Below are 14,678 nucleotides of genomic sequence, written 5' to 3' on the forward strand. Positions count from 1 at the left end.
TTTTCCGATCCTTATACGCGTAGTTCGCAGGTCGTGGTACAAATACTGCTGGAGGTGCTCGCTTGATATTCGATGGTCATCTCCTTGTCATACTGGTTCTGCTCGCGGTTCTCCTATTCTTGCCGATCATGATGCATCGCAGAAACCGCTCTCGGAAGGAGAACCGGACGGCGAGGAAGTACGAAGTGCTGTATCAAATGTCGCCGGCGCCGATTCTCATCCTGGACCGGCATGCCCGCATTCATGAAGCGAACGCCAAGGCGGAGGAGATGTTCGGCTTCGCTCAGGAAGCGCTCCGAAACGACGCTTTCGAGACATTCTTCGCTCCGGAAGAGCGTTCATTGTTTCGCGATCTGTATTTTTCGGAGTTCCCGAACATTAGCTGGCAGGGCAGGGAAATGGCGATGCAGGGAGCGGCAGGCGAATTAATCATCGTGCTGATCGACATGGAAACGATGGAGGAGAACGGGGAGTCCTACGCGATCGCGATCATTCGGGATATCACGCTGCGCAAGAGCATCGAGAAACGGTCCGATTATCTCGCGCGCCACGATATGTTGACCGGCTTGCCGAATCGGTTTGCATTCCAGCAGGCGCTGTCCGAAGCGCTTGCCGCCAAGAACGACGCCTCGACGTTCGATGCCGTGCTGCTCGTCGACCTGGATCGGTTTAAGCTCATCAACGATACGCTCGGCCATCAATGCGGCGATGATGTGTTGAAAGTCATCACGGAACGTTTCCGCGGATGTCTGACCGGCCATTCGCTGCTGGCTCGCGCGGGCGGGGACGAATTCATGGTGCTCGTGCGCGGAGCGGCGGAGTTCGATGACATCATCCGTTTGGCGGAGGAGCTGCAGGACGTGCTGGAAGCGCCGGTGTCTCTGCTCGGAAGCGATTATTATATGACGGCGAGCATCGGAATCAGCTTGTTCCCCGGCGACGGCGATACGGTGGATGCGGTCATCAAGAATGCGGATATTGCGATGTACCATGCCAAAACCAGCGGCGGCAGCCAATATCGCTTATTCTCCAAAGAGTTGAATGCGTCGATCAAACGCATGGTCGATATGGAAGCGAGTCTGCGCAAGGCGCTGGACGAGAATGAATTTTATGTGCTGTACCAGCCCCAGACGGATATCGAGAGCGGGGTTATGATCGGGGCGGAAGCGCTGGTGCGCTGGAATTCCAAGGATTACGGCGTCGTTTCGCCGGCGGATTTCATTCCCCTGGCGGAGCAGACCGGGTTGATACTGAAGCTTGGCCAATGGGTGATGCAAGAAGCCTGCCAGGAAGCCAAGCGCTGGGAACGGGCAGGGCGGGCGTCCATGACCGTGTCGGTCAACGTCTCGGCGAAGCAGTTCATGCAGCCGGATTTCGTGGACATGGTCAAGGGCATCCTGAAGGAAACGGGATTGGATGCTCGGAAGCTGTGCATCGAAATTACCGAGAGCGTCGTCATCGACAAGCTGAAGTTTACGCTCAAGATGCTGGATGAACTGGTCGCGCTCGGCGTCGAGATATCCATCGACGATTTCGGGACGGGGTATTCCTCGTTGAGCCTGCTTCGCCAGCTGCCGATATCCGTCATCAAAATCGATCAGTCGTTCATCGCCGAGATGGTCGATGTCCATTCGGTTCGTTCCGTCGTGGCCGCCATGATCACGATGACGCATCATCTCGGCAAGACGGTCGTCGCCGAAGGGATCGAATCGGATCAGCAGATGACCTGGCTGCGGGAAATGGGCTGCGATAAAGGGCAGGGCTATTTCATCGACAAGCCGCTGTCGGCCGATCTCATGCAGACGAGAATGCGCAAAACGTCTTGATCGAACGCGGAATCGAATTGGAATCTGAATTGGTTTGTTAATGTGATTGAACGAATACGGCACGAATACGGAACGAATACGGCATAAAGGAAGCCCCGGCAGCAAGCGTACATACGCTTGTTGACCGGGGCTTCTGGCTTGGAGCTTTGAGCTTGGACTGCTTGCAGCGATTAATTCATAACCGCCTTCATATGCGCTTCCGTGATGGACCAGTGGGAAGCCGTCCAATACTTGGCTTTGTCTTTCACGAGAATGATTTGCGGCGATTCGTGCTTGACCGAGATGTCTTCGGCGATCTGATTGGAGACCGGCCGCGACTCGATGACTTTCACGAGCACGTAGTCCGTATCGCCGGGAGCCTCTTCGCCGTTCAAGTAGTTCGTGAATTCATTGTACGCGTTCGCGCTGACCGGACAAGTCGTGCTATGTTTGAACACGACGAGCGGGCGGGAGGCGGAGCCTTCGAGCGCGGCGTTCCATTCCTCAATGGATTGGATTTCTTTGAATGGCTGGGACATGTCGCATTCTCCTAACTGTTATGAAATGAGTTACAGTACTTCTTGCTCATCATCATACCACAACGGGGAATGCTTCACCACTCTTGAACGAGCGCTCCGCTGCCGCTATTTCTGCCGGAGCAGCATGCTCCACAGATCGGACTGTTCATAGCCGAGCCGCCATGCTGCAACGCCTGCCAAATCATACTTTTGCGCGATGGAGATGCGGGCTTTCATGGTCGCGGGCGTCTCCGCCCAGAACACGTGCGTATAGCCGTCCGCGCCGTTATACCTGTATTTGACCTGTCCGGAAGCAGCGTCGTACGTGCCGGACGCGCCGGTGGTTTGGATCAGCTCGGCGATGCTCTTCATCAAGATGGCTTGGCTGCCGGCAAGCTTGCCGGAGGCGTCGATGCGCCATTCGCGAACATAGAACGGAACGCCGAGCATCAGCTTGGCGCGCGGGACGCCGTAAGCCAGGAACTGCTTCACGCCTTCTTCCGTCCAGGCGAGCTCCGCGACGGAACCTGCCTCGTCGCTTCCCTGCCAATGCTGATCGTAGGCCATGATCATGATCATGTCCACGATGCCGGCCAGCGCGGCTTGATCGTAGGCAGTCTTGGCATCCCATGCGACGTCGCCGCGCGGCAAGTCGACGGAAACCGTCAGTCCGGCTTGATGCGCCGCGGACGCGAGCGAACGAATGAATGCGGTGTACAGCGCGCGGTCGCCGCCGGCGAGCCCTTCGAAGTCGACGTTGACGCCTTCCACGTTCAGCGCCGACAGCTTGGCCACGAGCTTCGTGATGAACCGCGTCTTCGCCGCGGCATCGCGCAGGAACGCGCTGGTCAGCTTGCTGTCGAATTGATTGCTGACCAGCGGCGTCAGCTTGATGCCGGAAGAGCGAAGCGAATCGACGAGCGACGCATCGGAAGCGTCCGTGATGGAGCCGTCGGCTGCGGCGAGCTCGAACCAGGAAGGGGAGTCGATATCCAGTCCCTGCGTCTGGCCGATCTGCTCCAGTACCGTCTGCGTGCGGGAAGAGCCGTTCCAGGCGAGATAGAGCAGCTGCTTGGTGTTGTCCCATACGGTGCGGCTGTCTGCCGTAACGACGATGCTGTCCCTGTATTGCGCCGCATACGGAACGGCGCTCTTCAGCGCGTGGAAGTTCTTGAGCAGCTTGTTGCCTTGGAAGACGGATAAATAAGGCATGTTCGTCCACCAGGGCACGCCGTCCTTCAAGACGGTAGAGCCCGATAACGTTTTGGCATACGCGATCGCGCTATAAATACTAGTGTAAGAGCCCAGCACGGGACCGGACTGGATAACCGTGTAGGAAGGTTCATTGCGATGCACGACTTGATTCGTCGACGTATTGACGACGGTACTGCCGGGATGGCTGGCCGAAGCGCGGATGGCATCCAGCAGGAAGCCGTACGTTTTGGTTACGACCGGTTCGCCGTCCTTCGCCACGCTGTATTTCGGTGCCGCCGCGCGCTGCGCATTCTCCTGGGCGACCGTCAGATTGTCCCATACCCACTGGTTGGCGGCCAGGTCCATGATATGGCTGTTGGCAAAGGACTTGGCAGCCTTCTTCGCCTCGGCAAGGGTCGCGAACGACCAGGAATCGGAGGTTTTGTCGCCTTGGTATAGGCGGAAATTCGGGAATTCGGCTTCAATGAAGCCCGGCGCTTCCAGGTCGCGGATTTGAGCGAATCGTTTGCCGGCGGCGTAGCGTTTCGCTTCCGCCAACGTCGTGAATTCGCGGCCCGGGGAAGAGATGCCGTACTCGTACACCTTGTACCTCGGGAAATTGTCCCACACCCATTGGCGGCCGGTAATTTTCTCGACGTGGGAATAGGAGAATGATTTGGCATAAGTAATGGCGCCGGCGCTCGTCGTGAATTCGCGAAGCGCTTTCTCGTTCTGATAGACGCGATAGTTCTTCGTGCTGTCGGAGGCGGCATTCGCATCCGATGCGGCGAACGTAGTCAAGCCGGCTTGCAAGGCCAAGGAAACGGCGATAACGGAATTCCATTTGATTCGATTCTGCATATGCGTGTACGTTCGCTCCTCTCTCAAACTACGCAGTTAGACGCGATATGTTGGGAGAGGTTGCGATATTGGTTGCGAGATTCGACAATTTTCGAATAGAAAAGGACGGGGAGGCTGTCGAAAAGGCCGTAAGACGATTCCGGCGGCACAAAAAAACGGGGCAGCGTGAGCTGCACCCGTCGGCGATTTTTGCTGTTTGACGTATTCTTGAAGCCTGGCGCGCTGCATCAGTCTTCAATATCCGCCCAAAATTCCTCGTCCGCATCCAGCGTAATCTGGGAGCGGAATTTGCGAAGCTGGTACTGCTTCAGCAAATATTGCTCGATCGCCTCCAGCAGGTTCGCCTCGACCAGATACTGGCTTCGGCCCTTCACCCATACCTCGGCGGTATAGCCGTATTCTTCCTCCCATGACAACTGCACTTCGACATCCGTCGGCGAGACGCCCCTGCGTTCTGCCATATGGAGGCAAACGGCATTAATGATCTCGTCGGTGTAGATCCGCATCCTTAATAAGGTCTCCGATGATCGGGATTCGCGGGCTTATTCCGGTTTCGGAAGTAGCGGACGATACCGAGAATCAGTACGATGCCGACATAGATGGCGAGTATATTGATTAGAAAACCGAATATGTTGCCGAGGAAGCCCATGTTGCCGAACAAGCCGCCGAACATCAAGCCTGCCAGGCCGCCGATCATAAGTCCCTTCATGAAGCCGCCGCCGCTGAAAAATCCGCGGTTCGCGTTCGTCGCCGTACCCGATTTCGTCGTGCCCGAGGTACCCGACGTGCTTTTGTTTACGTTGTCCGCCGGTTTGGACGGCGTCGTGGTGTAGCTCTTCTTCGGCGATTTGAAGCCGCCGCCGCGCGGTCTGGCATCTGCGGATCCGACGCTGACCACGAAGAACAGCGCGAACGCCATCAAAATCATAATCCCCTTCTTCATCTGCAAGTCTCCTCCTGTTTTTCATAAGCTGATAGGCTTATTGCACTTCAGTACAATTACGTCTAATATAATCAAAGGTTTCAGTTTTCATTCCCGTTTCGGAATAATGGCGGAATAAATGGGGGATCCAGGTGGACAATGGACGGTATCCGGACGACTACGAGTCGTATTTATATGAATTTCATGCAACGAGAGACTATTTTGAATGCCATGAGCTGCTCGAGGACTATTGGAAGGCGAATCCCGGCGATGGGTACGGCCATGCTTGGGTCGGCTTGATCCAACTCGCCGTCGGGTCCTATCATCATCGCAGGGACAATCTTCACGGCGCGTCGAAAATGTACCGCCAAGCGTTCCGCCGGCTCGAAGCCGGGCAGCTTAACGAACTCGGCATCGACGGACAAGAGCTGTTGTCCCGAATCGATCGGAGGATCGCCGCGGCGGAGAACGGAGAGACGTTCGCGGATCTGATGATTCCAATCGTCGACGAGGCGCTGCTGGAGCGGCTCCGGGCATCTGCTGAAGCGAACGGCATTGCTTGGGGGGCGCCGAGTTCCGCCGATCAGGCGTTAGTGCACAGGCATATGCTGCGCGACCGCAGCGACGTGATAGCCGCCAGAGCGGCTGCGGCAGCTCAGAGAAGCCGTCCGAGCAGCGGCTGATACTTGCTTGCGGCGGCTGATGCCAACTTGGAGCTGCAGTGCCTCGGGCAGCCCGTTCGTATGGCAATGTGCGGTAAGCGGGCAATACATTCTGCATTGCCATGCATAAGAGAATACGGCAGCATGCAAAAAGCTTAGCGCCGCGAGGAGGTCATCCTTGCGATGCTAAGCTTTTTTGGGATGCATGTTAAGCTTGGTAGCCGTCAACCACGAGATCCAGCTTGCCCGTGGTCGGGTGAATGATCATGCCGTGCACGGGGGTGCCCGGCGGCAGAAGCGGATGGTTCTTGATGATGCCGACGCTTCGTTCCACGCTGTCCTGCACGTTGTCGAAGCCGGTCAGCCAACGCTCCAGGTGAATGCCGGAATTGTTCAACGTATCAATGGTGTTCTCCGAGATTCCGCGTTCCTTCATATGCGAGAGGACCACCTCGGAATCGAGTCCGGTCATGCCGCAATCGTGGTGGCCGATGAGGATGACTTCTTGGGCGCCGAGCTCGTAGACGGCGACCAGGATGCTTCGCATGATATTGCCGAACGGCTGCGTGACGATCGCGCCCGCGTTTTTAATGATTTTGGCGTCGCCGTTGCGCAGGTTCAGCGCCTTAGGCAATAGCTCCGTCAGCCGCGCATCCATGCAGGTGACGATGGCGACTTTTTTATCGGGAAACTTCGTGGTCAAGTATTGCTCGTATTCGCGGTTTTCCACGAATTGTTCATTAAAGGCTAAGATGTTTTGTACAGTGCTCAAGCTGGTTCCTCCTCGCGAAATATCCCGCAGTATGTAGTTATTTTCTCTTTTGGCGCCTCTTGCCCGGTTGTTATTGCTTGATGAAGCGTAAATTCGAGGTATAAATTTGGCTGTCGCTCTTCAGGACGAACGCATTGCGCGCCGCCTGAAAATCGATCTTGAGCTCGGGCTCGAAGAACACCTCGTAGTTGGGCTCGTACCATACGGAATAGGGCGTTCCCTCGCCCAGCGCATCGTTCGGATCCGGCCCGTTGACCATCAGGAGCGTCGGCACGCCGTTCATGACGCAGCCGCAGCCCTCAGTGTCGTACAGAAGCTTCAAGCTCTTGCTGGCGTCCGCAAGCGGTTCGGCCAGTTTCTCCACGGCGCTGGGAGTAAAAGTAAAATGCATGATCAGGACTCCTTTCCGCGAAATGAATGGCAACCTAGGATTAAAGTTGATTATACGGTTTGCAAAAAGTATGATCAAGTAGGAGCGGGAATAACGACGATGGAAAGGTGATGATCGCATTGACGGCAACGCAGGAAAACGAAGCGCTGGGATCGTTTATCGAACGCATCGGATTGATCAAGAGCTATGAAGAAGCGCTGGCGGTACTTTATTGGGATTTGCGCACGGGAGCGCCCCGCAAAGGGATGGACGTACGTTCGGAGGCGATCGGCAACCTGTCCGGCCAAATGTTCAAGCTCTCCACCGCGCCGGAATTAGGCGAATGGCTAAGCGCGCTCGAGAAGCCGGATACATACGAAACGTTGAACGAAGTGCATCGGCGTCTCGTCTCGGAGACGCGCAAGGACTATGACCGCAGCGTCAAGATCCCGCCGAAGCTGTACCAGGACTACGTCGTCCTGACGTCGCAGGCGGAATCGATGTGGGAAGAGGCCAAGACGAACAGCGACTACGCGTCGTTCGAGCCGTTCTTGGACAAAATCATCGCTTATACGAATCAATTCATCGATCTGTGGGGCGTCAAGGGCACGCGCTACGACACGCTGCTCGATGCTTACGAACCGGGCATGACGACGGCCGAGCTCGACCGCGTATTCGGCGGCTTGCGGGAGAAGCTCGTTCCGCTGTCCGCGGCAATCGCGGCATCGCCGCATCAGCCGAAGACCGGATTCCTGCAGCAGAAATACCCGAAGGAAGCGCAGAAGAAATTCAGTCTGTTTATTTTGGAGCAAATGGGCTTCGATTTCGCCGCGGGCCGCCTGGACGAAAGCGCCCATCCGTTCGCTACGGGCCTGAATCCCGGAGACGTTCGAATCACGACGCGCTATCTCGAAGGCGACGTGACCAGCGCGCTGTTCGGCACGATTCACGAAGGCGGGCACGCGCTCTACGAGCAGAATATCCGCAAGGATCTGGTCGGCACGACGCTCGCGACGGGAACGTCGATGGGGATCCATGAATCGCAGTCGCGGTTCTGGGAGAACGTAATCGGCCGTTCGATGAGCTTCTGGAGCCGATATTACGGCGATTTGCAGCAGCATTTCCCGGGCCAGTTGGACGTCTCCATGGAAGAGTTCTACCGTGCGACGAACGTCGTGGAGCCGTCGCTCATTCGGATCGAAGCGGATGAATTGACCTATAATCTGCACATCATTATCCGTTATGAGCTGGAGAAGCTGATCTTCAACGAAGGGGCGAAGGCCTCCGAACTGCCGGCGTTGTGGAACGCCAAATACAAGGAATACCTTGGCATCGAACCGCAGAACGACGGCGAGGGCGTGCTGCAGGACGTGCACTGGTCAGGCGGCGCGTTCGGCTACTTCCCGTCGTACTCGCTCGGCAATATGTACGCCGCTCAGATTACCGATACGCTCGAGCGCGAGCTGCCGGACTTCTGGTCGCTCGTGGAGCAGGGCAACCTGCTACCGATCAAGGAATGGCTGACGGATAGGATTTATCAGTACGGCAAGCTGAGAACCCCATCCGAATTGATCGAGGGCATTACCGGCAAGCCGCTGGATCCGGATTATCTCGTCCGGTACCTGCAGAAGAAGTACGCGGCTATTTATAAACTGTAACGACCGGTTCGCAGCCCGCGAGACCGCTTTCGCCTATGGCGAGGGCGGTCTTTTTTATGGGGAAGGGGCAGTCAGAGTTAATCTGCGAACAGAGCCCGAAGGCTGATCATGGCAGCTCGGGCTCGTGGCCCTGCTGTTCCTTGTCCATGAGCCGTTTGAGCTTCGACTCCGTCGGCGAGTCGGGCGCGGGCGTATAGATGCTGCATCTCAGATCGTTGTTGCCCTGCAGCTGAAGCGAGGTTAGATGGAACAGCATCTTGCCTGCCTTGGCATGACGAAATTCGATCAGCACCTCCGGCGCCGCGCTTACCCGGCTTTTCTCCCAGAGCGGATTAAAGTCCGGGTAGGCGGCGATCATATCTCGCAGGAACGAATCATACCAGTCGTCATCGACGTATTGGCCGTAATAGGCGCGGAAGATGGCGAGGAACCCGCTGACGAAATGCTCCCAGTTGCCGGCGAGGCGGCGGAATTCCTTGCGTTCGAACAGCAGGGCGATCATATTGCGCCGCTGTTCCGGAATCAGCTCGAAATCCATGAACACATGCGCGGCGGCTTCGTTCCAGCCGACGATATGGCAGTGCCTGTCGGAGATGATCGTCGGGCATGTTCGCAGCTCGTCCAGAATCCGGCGCAAAGGCGGATTGATACGGGCGGTTTCTTCGCGGAGCGCGGTGGTGCCGGCGCCTGTTTCGAGCGCGAGGGCGAACAAATATTTGCGTTCGTCGGGATCGAGGCGAAGCGCGGAAGAGACGGCTTCGAGCACGGAAGCGGACACCTTGATGTCGCGGCCCTGCTCCAGCCACGTATACCAGGTCGGGCTGACGCCGGCGAGCTGCGCGACCTCTTCGCGGCGCAGTCCGGGCGTCCTGCGGCGAGGACCGGGCGCCAGTCCCGCTTCTTCCGGCGTCCGCTTGGCGCGCTGAGCCATCAAGAAACTGGAGAGGGCTTTCAATCTCGCATGTTGATTCATGGACAGACTCCTATCATTCGGTATGACGTGCTTATTCGCATGGCTTGCTGCGGATATCGTGGTGGTGTTAGTAATTATACTAGGATAAACGCCAACTTGTAATAGGATAACATGTATGGCAACATAGCACCACAAGGGTAGTTCAAGGAGGAGAAAGAGATGGAGAAGGTTGTCATTACGGGCATGGGCGTCATATCCCCGCTCGGCAACGATGTTCATGCGTACTGGGAGGCTTTGAAGCGGGGAGCATCCGGCGTTGCCGCGATCGATCGTTTCGATGTGTCCAACCAAAAGGCTCGCATTGCGGGGCTCGTCAAGGATTTCGATGCCGAAGCGTTATTTGGCAAGAAGGAAGCAAGGCGCATGGACCGCTTTTGCCAGTATGCGCTTGCGGCGGCCGATCAGGCCTGGACAGATGCCGGTCTCGGCGCTGCGGACATCGATGCCGAGCGCGTCGGCGTCTACGTCGGTTCCGGCATCGGAGGCTTGGAAACGCTGCTCGCGCAAGATGCGGTTCTTGCCGGCAGGGGACCCGACCGCGTCAGTCCGACGCTTGTCCCGATGATGATCGCCAACATGGCTGCGGCGATGATCAGCATCCGATACGGGCTGCACGGCCCGACGCTTGCGCCGGTTACGGCCTGCTCGGTCGGCAATACGGCGATCGGCGAAGCTTACCGCTTGATACGCCATGGTTATGCGGATGTCGTCATCGCCGGCGGGACGGAAGCGGCGGTGAACGAGATTTCGCTCGCCAGCTTCGGGAACGCAACGGCGTTGTCGACGCGCAATGAGGAACCCGCCAAGGCCAGCCGGCCGTTCGACAGCGGGCGCGACGGGTTCGTCATCGCGGAGGGCGCGGGCATTCTGGTGCTGGAGTCCGAGTCGCATGCCCGCAAGCGGAAGGCGCGGATGCACGGCGAAATTATCGGCTACGGCGCGAGCTCCGATGCTTATCATATGGTAGCGACGCATCCCGAGGGCTTCGGACCTTACTTGGCCATGAAGGCGGCATTGAAAGAAGCGGGAATCGGCGAGGATCAAGTGGACGTCATCTTCGCTCATGCGACGAGCACGGAGATCGGCGATCTGTCGGAGACGCGGGCGATCAAGCGGACGTTCGGCGACAAGGCTTCCGGGATTCCGGTAACGGCGGTGAAATCGATGACCGGGCATATGCTCGGCGCCGCAGGCGGCACGCAGGCCGTCGCGCTTGCGAAGAGCCTGCAGGAAGGCATCATTCCTCCGACCATCAATCTTGACCGGCCCGACCCCGAATGCGATCTTGATTACGTGCCGCATGAGGCAAGGCGCGCGGAGCTCTCGATCGGCATAAGCAACTCCTTCGGCTTCGGCGGTCACAACGCGGTTATCGTGGTCAAAGCGGTTGACTCGTCCCAAGCGTGAAGGGTACCATAGAAGAACAAGCCAAAGCCGGAGCGGAATGCTCGCGGCTTTTTCGATCGATGAGCGGGCGGAGGATTCCGCATGTATCCTTTCTATTACAAGAGGCGGGAGCCCGCGGCATCTTCCCCTTTCTAATGAGGCGAAATTCCGCGCTTTTCATTCGACGGCTGGCGTCCTTCGTCCATTTATCATCCGCATCTGTTAAGGAGAGCGCTGCATGTTGGGAATTCGAGTAATCAAGACCGCGATTGCCGCGCTGGGAGCGCTGTATACCGCATATTATCTGGGACTGAATCCGGCGCTGTCGGCCGGACTGCTCGCGATCCTCGGCGTCGAGGTGACTCGGCTGCGGGGGCTGAAGAGCGCGTTCACGCGGTTCATGGCTTCGGTGATCGGCCTCTTCTTCGCTTCGGTCCTGTTCATGACATTCGGCTTTCATCTCTGGACGATTTCCATTTTCATCTTGCTCGCGTTTCCGATTCTCTCCCGCGCCGGCTTGAAGGACGGCATCGCTACGAGCTCCGTCATCGTCTTCCATGTCTACGCCCGGGAAGAAGTGACGCTTTCGCTCATCGGCAATGAGGTCATGCTGCTGCTTACGGGGCTGGGCTGGGCGACCCTCATTAATTTGATCTACATGCCGAAGGATCAGCATATATTGGTAGAGCTCCGGCATAAGACGGAAGAGAATTTCGCCATCATTTTCCGCACGCTCGCAAGAACGCTTCGCGATCCGTCCTTCGTCTGGGGCGGCGAGGAGCTGCTCTTCGCGGGCCGCGCGATCGAAGAAGGCATCCGCCGCGCGGAGATCAGCCGGGAGAACCGGATTTGGCAGCATGGGAACGACTATCGCCGCTACTGGTCCCGCTATTTCGATATGCGGCAGCAGCAGCTGGAAGCGATCGGGACTATGCTGGGTCAGCTCGCCTTCGTCTACGAGAAGCTGCCTCAGGGCGAATTGACCGCCGAGCTGTTCGATCATCTATCCGGCGACGTAAAGTCGGAGGTGTACGAAGGCGGCGTGGAAGAACGGATCAAGACGCTGGAAGGGCGTTTTCGGGCGATGCCGCTTCCGGCGACCCGCGACGAGTTCGAGATGAGAGCCGCTTTGCTGCATCTGCTGCTGGAGCTGAAGCGGTATCTGGCGATCGCCAAACGGCTCAAAAAGCAAAAAGACAGCCTGAAGACTGCCTCCGAACGCGGAATCGTCAAGGCCGATACGAGCGAATAGACGATAGGGGAAGCGGGCAAAAGCCGTTTCTTCCAAAGCGTCTATAAAATTTGTACAGGTCAAAAAGAAATAGTCACCCTAGACGAATGTCCTGCATACACTTTAATTGAATGATTGTATGGAGGAGGTTAGATCGATGGCTTATGCAGATAAACAGCTTAAGGCTAGAGAAATAATTACCAAAGCTGTCTGCGGGAAAGGACGTAAATTTTCCACAGTAACCCACAACGTAACGCCGCCTCATCATCCCACTAGCATACTGGGCGCGTGGATTATCAATCATCAATACGAGGCGGTCCGTTCCGGAGACGGGATCGAGGTTATCGGTACTTACGATATCAACATTTGGTATTCTTACAACAAAAACTCCCAAACCGACGTAGCAAAAGAAACGCTGTCTTACGTTGAGCATGTGCCGCTTTCCTATCTGGATCCGAAGCACCGGGCTTCGACCGAGGAAGTGTCTGCGGAGTCGACGCAAGAGCCAAATTGTATCGAGGCCAACATTTCGTCCAGCGGTTCCGGCGTCGTCCTTCGCGTGGAGCGCGAATTCGCGGTGGAACTGGTAGCCGAGACGAAAATCTGGGTAGCGACGCTGCCTGGCGGCTCCGAAGACGGGAAAGATTACGAGTACGGAGACGACGGCGACTTCGAGGATTTGGATCCGGAGCTGCTCGACGACGAACTGTAATTTTCGCGGGTTACAGGTCTGATGTATCGTATGCGCAAGCAGGGAAAGATTCGAGGGCGAGAGCCCTCTTTTTTTTCCAAAAATATGCGCATGCGGAAGAGGCCGGGAAATCGAACGGGGGACGGAGGGTTGGCTTGTGGCGGGCAGCGTGTGGCTGTGGGATGGAAAAGCGTGCCGGCTGAGCGCCGGCGGAGTCAAGCCGGGAGACGCAGGCGCCGGTCCGGCTGACGGAGATGCCGTCATCATAGCCGGGGAATCTTCACTGGGACGAGTCGATAGCAGCGCTTGCGGCGGCCGCGTTCTGGTCTTGAACGGGGGCGCCGCGGCGTTCAGCGCTTGGACGCGGGACCAAATCGATCGCCGGCTGCGCCGATCCGGCGCTGCCGTGCTTGCGCCGGAACGGAAGGCGATTCGCCGATTCGACGTCTCGATGTTTCATTTGCTGCCCCTTGCGGTGGAGAAGCTGCTGGCCGGGGGACGAGCTCCGGATGCAGCCGGAGGAACTGCCGAACGAGCGGCGGCAATGCCGGAAGAAGACGCGCGCTACAGGCCGATCGTGCGATTGGCTGCGCGAGCCTTGCATGCCTGCGGCCTCGATAACGGCATCGTCGAGATCGCGGACGACGGGAGCGGGAAGTGCTTCGTCGCGGCCGTCCGGCTCCCGTCATCGACCGCGTACCGCGCCGGTATTTGGCGGCAAGCGGCGGCTGCGCTGGCGGCGGAGCTGCATGCAGCCGAGCTTGCAAGAAACGCGGGGTCGGCTCCGGGTATTTTGCTCGGCGCCGACCCCGAGTTCGTGCTGCTCGCGCAGAACGGCCGCATCGTATCCGCCGCGCGCTATTTGGCAGACGGGCACGGAGCCGGCTGCGACGCGGTCCTGGTCGGCGGCGCGGTCAAGCATCCGATCGCGGAGCTGCGTCCGGCGCCTTCGCCGACGCCGGACGGCTTGGCGCGGAATCTGCGCCGGCTGCTGCGGGATGCGGCGCGCCGGATTCCCGACCAGCCGCCGCTTCGCTGGGCGGCGGGCGGAATGCCGGCCGCGGGCTTCGCGCTCGGCGGCCACATTCACTTAAGCGGGGTGCCGCTGACCGGCCGGCTGCTGAGGCAGTTGGACAGCTACGTGGCGTTCCCGCTCGCGATGATCGAGTCGCCGTCCGAGCGGGCAAGGCGCCCTCGCTACGGCGCGCTCGGCGATTTTCGCCTGCAGCCGCACGGAGGCTTCGAATACCGGACGCTGCCGAGCTGGCTGGCGTCGCCGCTGGCCGCGAAAGCGGCTTTCGCGCTGGCGCTGCTCTGCGCGCGCGAGAGCGAGGCGCTCGGGTATTTGCCTTCGGAGGAAGAGCGATATATCGAGGCGTATTACATGGGAGACCGAGAGACGCTTGCCGGGTGTTTGGAACCGTTGGCAGCGTCAATGGCGGCCGTGCCTTCCTATGCGGAACTTGCCCGGTGGATCGAACCGCTTCTGCGGGCGGTCAGGGAGGGACGGATCTGGGATGCAGCCGGCGATTTCCGTGCCAAGTGGCGGGTAGACGCCTAGATCGGTCTATCGTCATGTTTATCCCTATGTTCATCTAGAAGTTTATCGTTCCATCCATAGAATGGCCGAAGCGC

At 58.1% G+C, this 14,678-nt stretch carries 14 protein-coding genes; 7 read left to right on the top strand and 7 right to left on the bottom strand.

Going from position 1 to position 14,678, the window contains the following annotated elements:
* Positions 1-62 precede the first annotated feature (62 nt).
* A complete protein-coding gene (locus GT003_RS03410; protein WP_161694454.1) occupies positions 63-1,826 on the top strand; it encodes a putative bifunctional diguanylate cyclase/phosphodiesterase in 1,764 nt (587 codons plus the stop codon).
* A gap of 170 nt (positions 1,827-1,996) precedes the next feature.
* Here the strand turns inward: GT003_RS03410 and ytxJ are convergent, their stop codons facing one another.
* The 4 genes from ytxJ to GT003_RS03430 form a co-directional block, all read right to left on the bottom strand.
* Positions 1,997-2,344, bottom strand: a complete 348-nt coding sequence (ytxJ, locus tag GT003_RS03415) for a bacillithiol system redox-active protein YtxJ (protein WP_161694456.1) — start codon at positions 2,342-2,344, stop codon at positions 1,997-1,999.
* Between the two features lie 105 nt (positions 2,345-2,449).
* Positions 2,450-4,378 (bottom strand): glycosyl hydrolase family 18 protein, encoded by a 1,929-nt coding sequence (locus tag GT003_RS03420; RefSeq protein ID WP_170312121.1) that lies wholly within the window; start codon positions 4,376-4,378, stop codon positions 2,450-2,452.
* Positions 4,379-4,605: 227 nt separating this feature from the next.
* Positions 4,606-4,884, bottom strand: a complete 279-nt coding sequence (locus GT003_RS03425; protein WP_161694458.1) for a YxcD family protein — start codon at positions 4,882-4,884, stop codon at positions 4,606-4,608.
* Positions 4,885-4,886: 2 nt separating this feature from the next.
* Positions 4,887-5,321, bottom strand: a complete 435-nt coding sequence (locus GT003_RS03430) for a hypothetical protein (protein ID WP_161694460.1) — start codon at positions 5,319-5,321, stop codon at positions 4,887-4,889.
* Positions 5,322-5,452: 131 nt separating this feature from the next.
* On the opposite strand from GT003_RS03430, the gene GT003_RS03435 reads away from it, so the two are divergent.
* Positions 5,453-5,983, top strand: a complete 531-nt coding sequence (locus GT003_RS03435; RefSeq protein ID WP_338045844.1) for a DUF309 domain-containing protein — start codon at positions 5,453-5,455, stop codon at positions 5,981-5,983.
* Between the two features lie 187 nt (positions 5,984-6,170).
* On the opposite strand, the gene GT003_RS03440 is transcribed toward GT003_RS03435, so the two are convergent.
* Positions 6,171-6,734: a beta-class carbonic anhydrase gene (locus GT003_RS03440; RefSeq protein ID WP_161694462.1), complete on the bottom strand. Its 564-nt coding sequence runs from the start codon at positions 6,732-6,734 to the stop codon at positions 6,171-6,173.
* Between the two features lie 70 nt (positions 6,735-6,804).
* Positions 6,805-7,125, bottom strand: coding sequence for an iron-sulfur cluster biosynthesis family protein (locus tag GT003_RS03445; protein ID WP_161694464.1), 321 nt, complete (start codon positions 7,123-7,125; stop codon positions 6,805-6,807).
* A 110-nt stretch (positions 7,126-7,235) separates the two neighbouring features.
* Here GT003_RS03445 and GT003_RS03450 point away from each other — a divergent pair, with 110 nt between their 5' ends.
* Positions 7,236-8,762 carry a carboxypeptidase M32 gene (locus GT003_RS03450; RefSeq protein ID WP_161694466.1) on the top strand — a complete coding sequence of 509 codons (1,527 nt, stop codon included), beginning with the start codon at positions 7,236-7,238 and terminating at the stop codon, positions 8,760-8,762.
* A 106-nt stretch (positions 8,763-8,868) separates the two neighbouring features.
* Here the strand turns inward: GT003_RS03450 and GT003_RS03455 are convergent, their stop codons facing one another.
* Positions 8,869-9,735, bottom strand: a complete 867-nt coding sequence (locus GT003_RS03455) for a helix-turn-helix transcriptional regulator (RefSeq protein WP_161694468.1) — start codon at positions 9,733-9,735, stop codon at positions 8,869-8,871.
* A 159-nt stretch (positions 9,736-9,894) separates the two neighbouring features.
* On the opposite strand from GT003_RS03455, the gene fabF reads away from it, so the two are divergent.
* The 4 genes from fabF to GT003_RS03475 all read left to right on the top strand — a co-directional run bounded on the left by fabF (position 9,895) and on the right by GT003_RS03475 (position 14,604).
* Positions 9,895-11,142, top strand: a complete 1,248-nt coding sequence (fabF, locus tag GT003_RS03460; protein WP_161694470.1) for a beta-ketoacyl-ACP synthase II — start codon at positions 9,895-9,897, stop codon at positions 11,140-11,142.
* A 217-nt stretch (positions 11,143-11,359) separates the two neighbouring features.
* Complete coding sequence (locus tag GT003_RS03465; RefSeq protein WP_338045843.1) at positions 11,360-12,373, top strand: aromatic acid exporter family protein; 1,014 nt, start codon at positions 11,360-11,362, stop codon at positions 12,371-12,373.
* Between the two features lie 136 nt (positions 12,374-12,509).
* Positions 12,510-13,064 (top strand): outer spore coat protein CotE, encoded by a 555-nt coding sequence (locus GT003_RS03470; RefSeq protein ID WP_161694472.1) that lies wholly within the window; start codon positions 12,510-12,512, stop codon positions 13,062-13,064.
* A gap of 136 nt (positions 13,065-13,200) precedes the next feature.
* Positions 13,201-14,604, top strand: a complete 1,404-nt coding sequence (locus GT003_RS03475) for a putative amidoligase domain-containing protein (protein ID WP_161694474.1) — start codon at positions 13,201-13,203, stop codon at positions 14,602-14,604.
* Positions 14,605-14,678: the final 74 nt, after the last annotated feature.

Source organism: Paenibacillus sacheonensis (assembly GCF_009909195.1).
In the GTDB taxonomy this organism is placed as follows: domain Bacteria; phylum Bacillota; class Bacilli; order Paenibacillales; family Paenibacillaceae; genus Paenibacillus_Z; species Paenibacillus_Z sacheonensis.

Excerpts from the sequence above, each read along its gene's own strand:
- GT003_RS03445 (WP_161694464.1), bottom strand. The coding sequence starts at position 7,125 with ATGCATTTTACTTTTACTCCCAGCGCCGTGGAGAAACTGGCCGAACCG.
- fabF (WP_161694470.1), top strand. The coding sequence starts at position 9,895 with ATGGAGAAGGTTGTCATTACGGGCATGGGCGTCATATCCCCGCTCGGC.
- GT003_RS03450 (WP_161694466.1), top strand. The coding sequence starts at position 7,236 with ATGATCGCATTGACGGCAACGCAGGAAAACGAAGCGCTGGGATCGTTT.
- GT003_RS03430 (WP_161694460.1), bottom strand. The coding sequence starts at position 5,321 with ATGAAGAAGGGGATTATGATTTTGATGGCGTTCGCGCTGTTCTTCGTG.
- ytxJ (WP_161694456.1), bottom strand. The coding sequence starts at position 2,344 with ATGTCCCAGCCATTCAAAGAAATCCAATCCATTGAGGAATGGAACGCC.
- GT003_RS03425 (WP_161694458.1), bottom strand. The coding sequence starts at position 4,884 with ATGCGGATCTACACCGACGAGATCATTAATGCCGTTTGCCTCCATATG.
- GT003_RS03470 (WP_161694472.1), top strand. The coding sequence starts at position 12,510 with ATGGCTTATGCAGATAAACAGCTTAAGGCTAGAGAAATAATTACCAAA.
- GT003_RS03455 (WP_161694468.1), bottom strand. The coding sequence starts at position 9,735 with ATGAATCAACATGCGAGATTGAAAGCCCTCTCCAGTTTCTTGATGGCT.
- GT003_RS03420 (WP_170312121.1), bottom strand. The coding sequence starts at position 4,378 with ATGCAGAATCGAATCAAATGGAATTCCGTTATCGCCGTTTCCTTGGCC.
- GT003_RS03465 (WP_338045843.1), top strand. The coding sequence starts at position 11,360 with ATGTTGGGAATTCGAGTAATCAAGACCGCGATTGCCGCGCTGGGAGCG.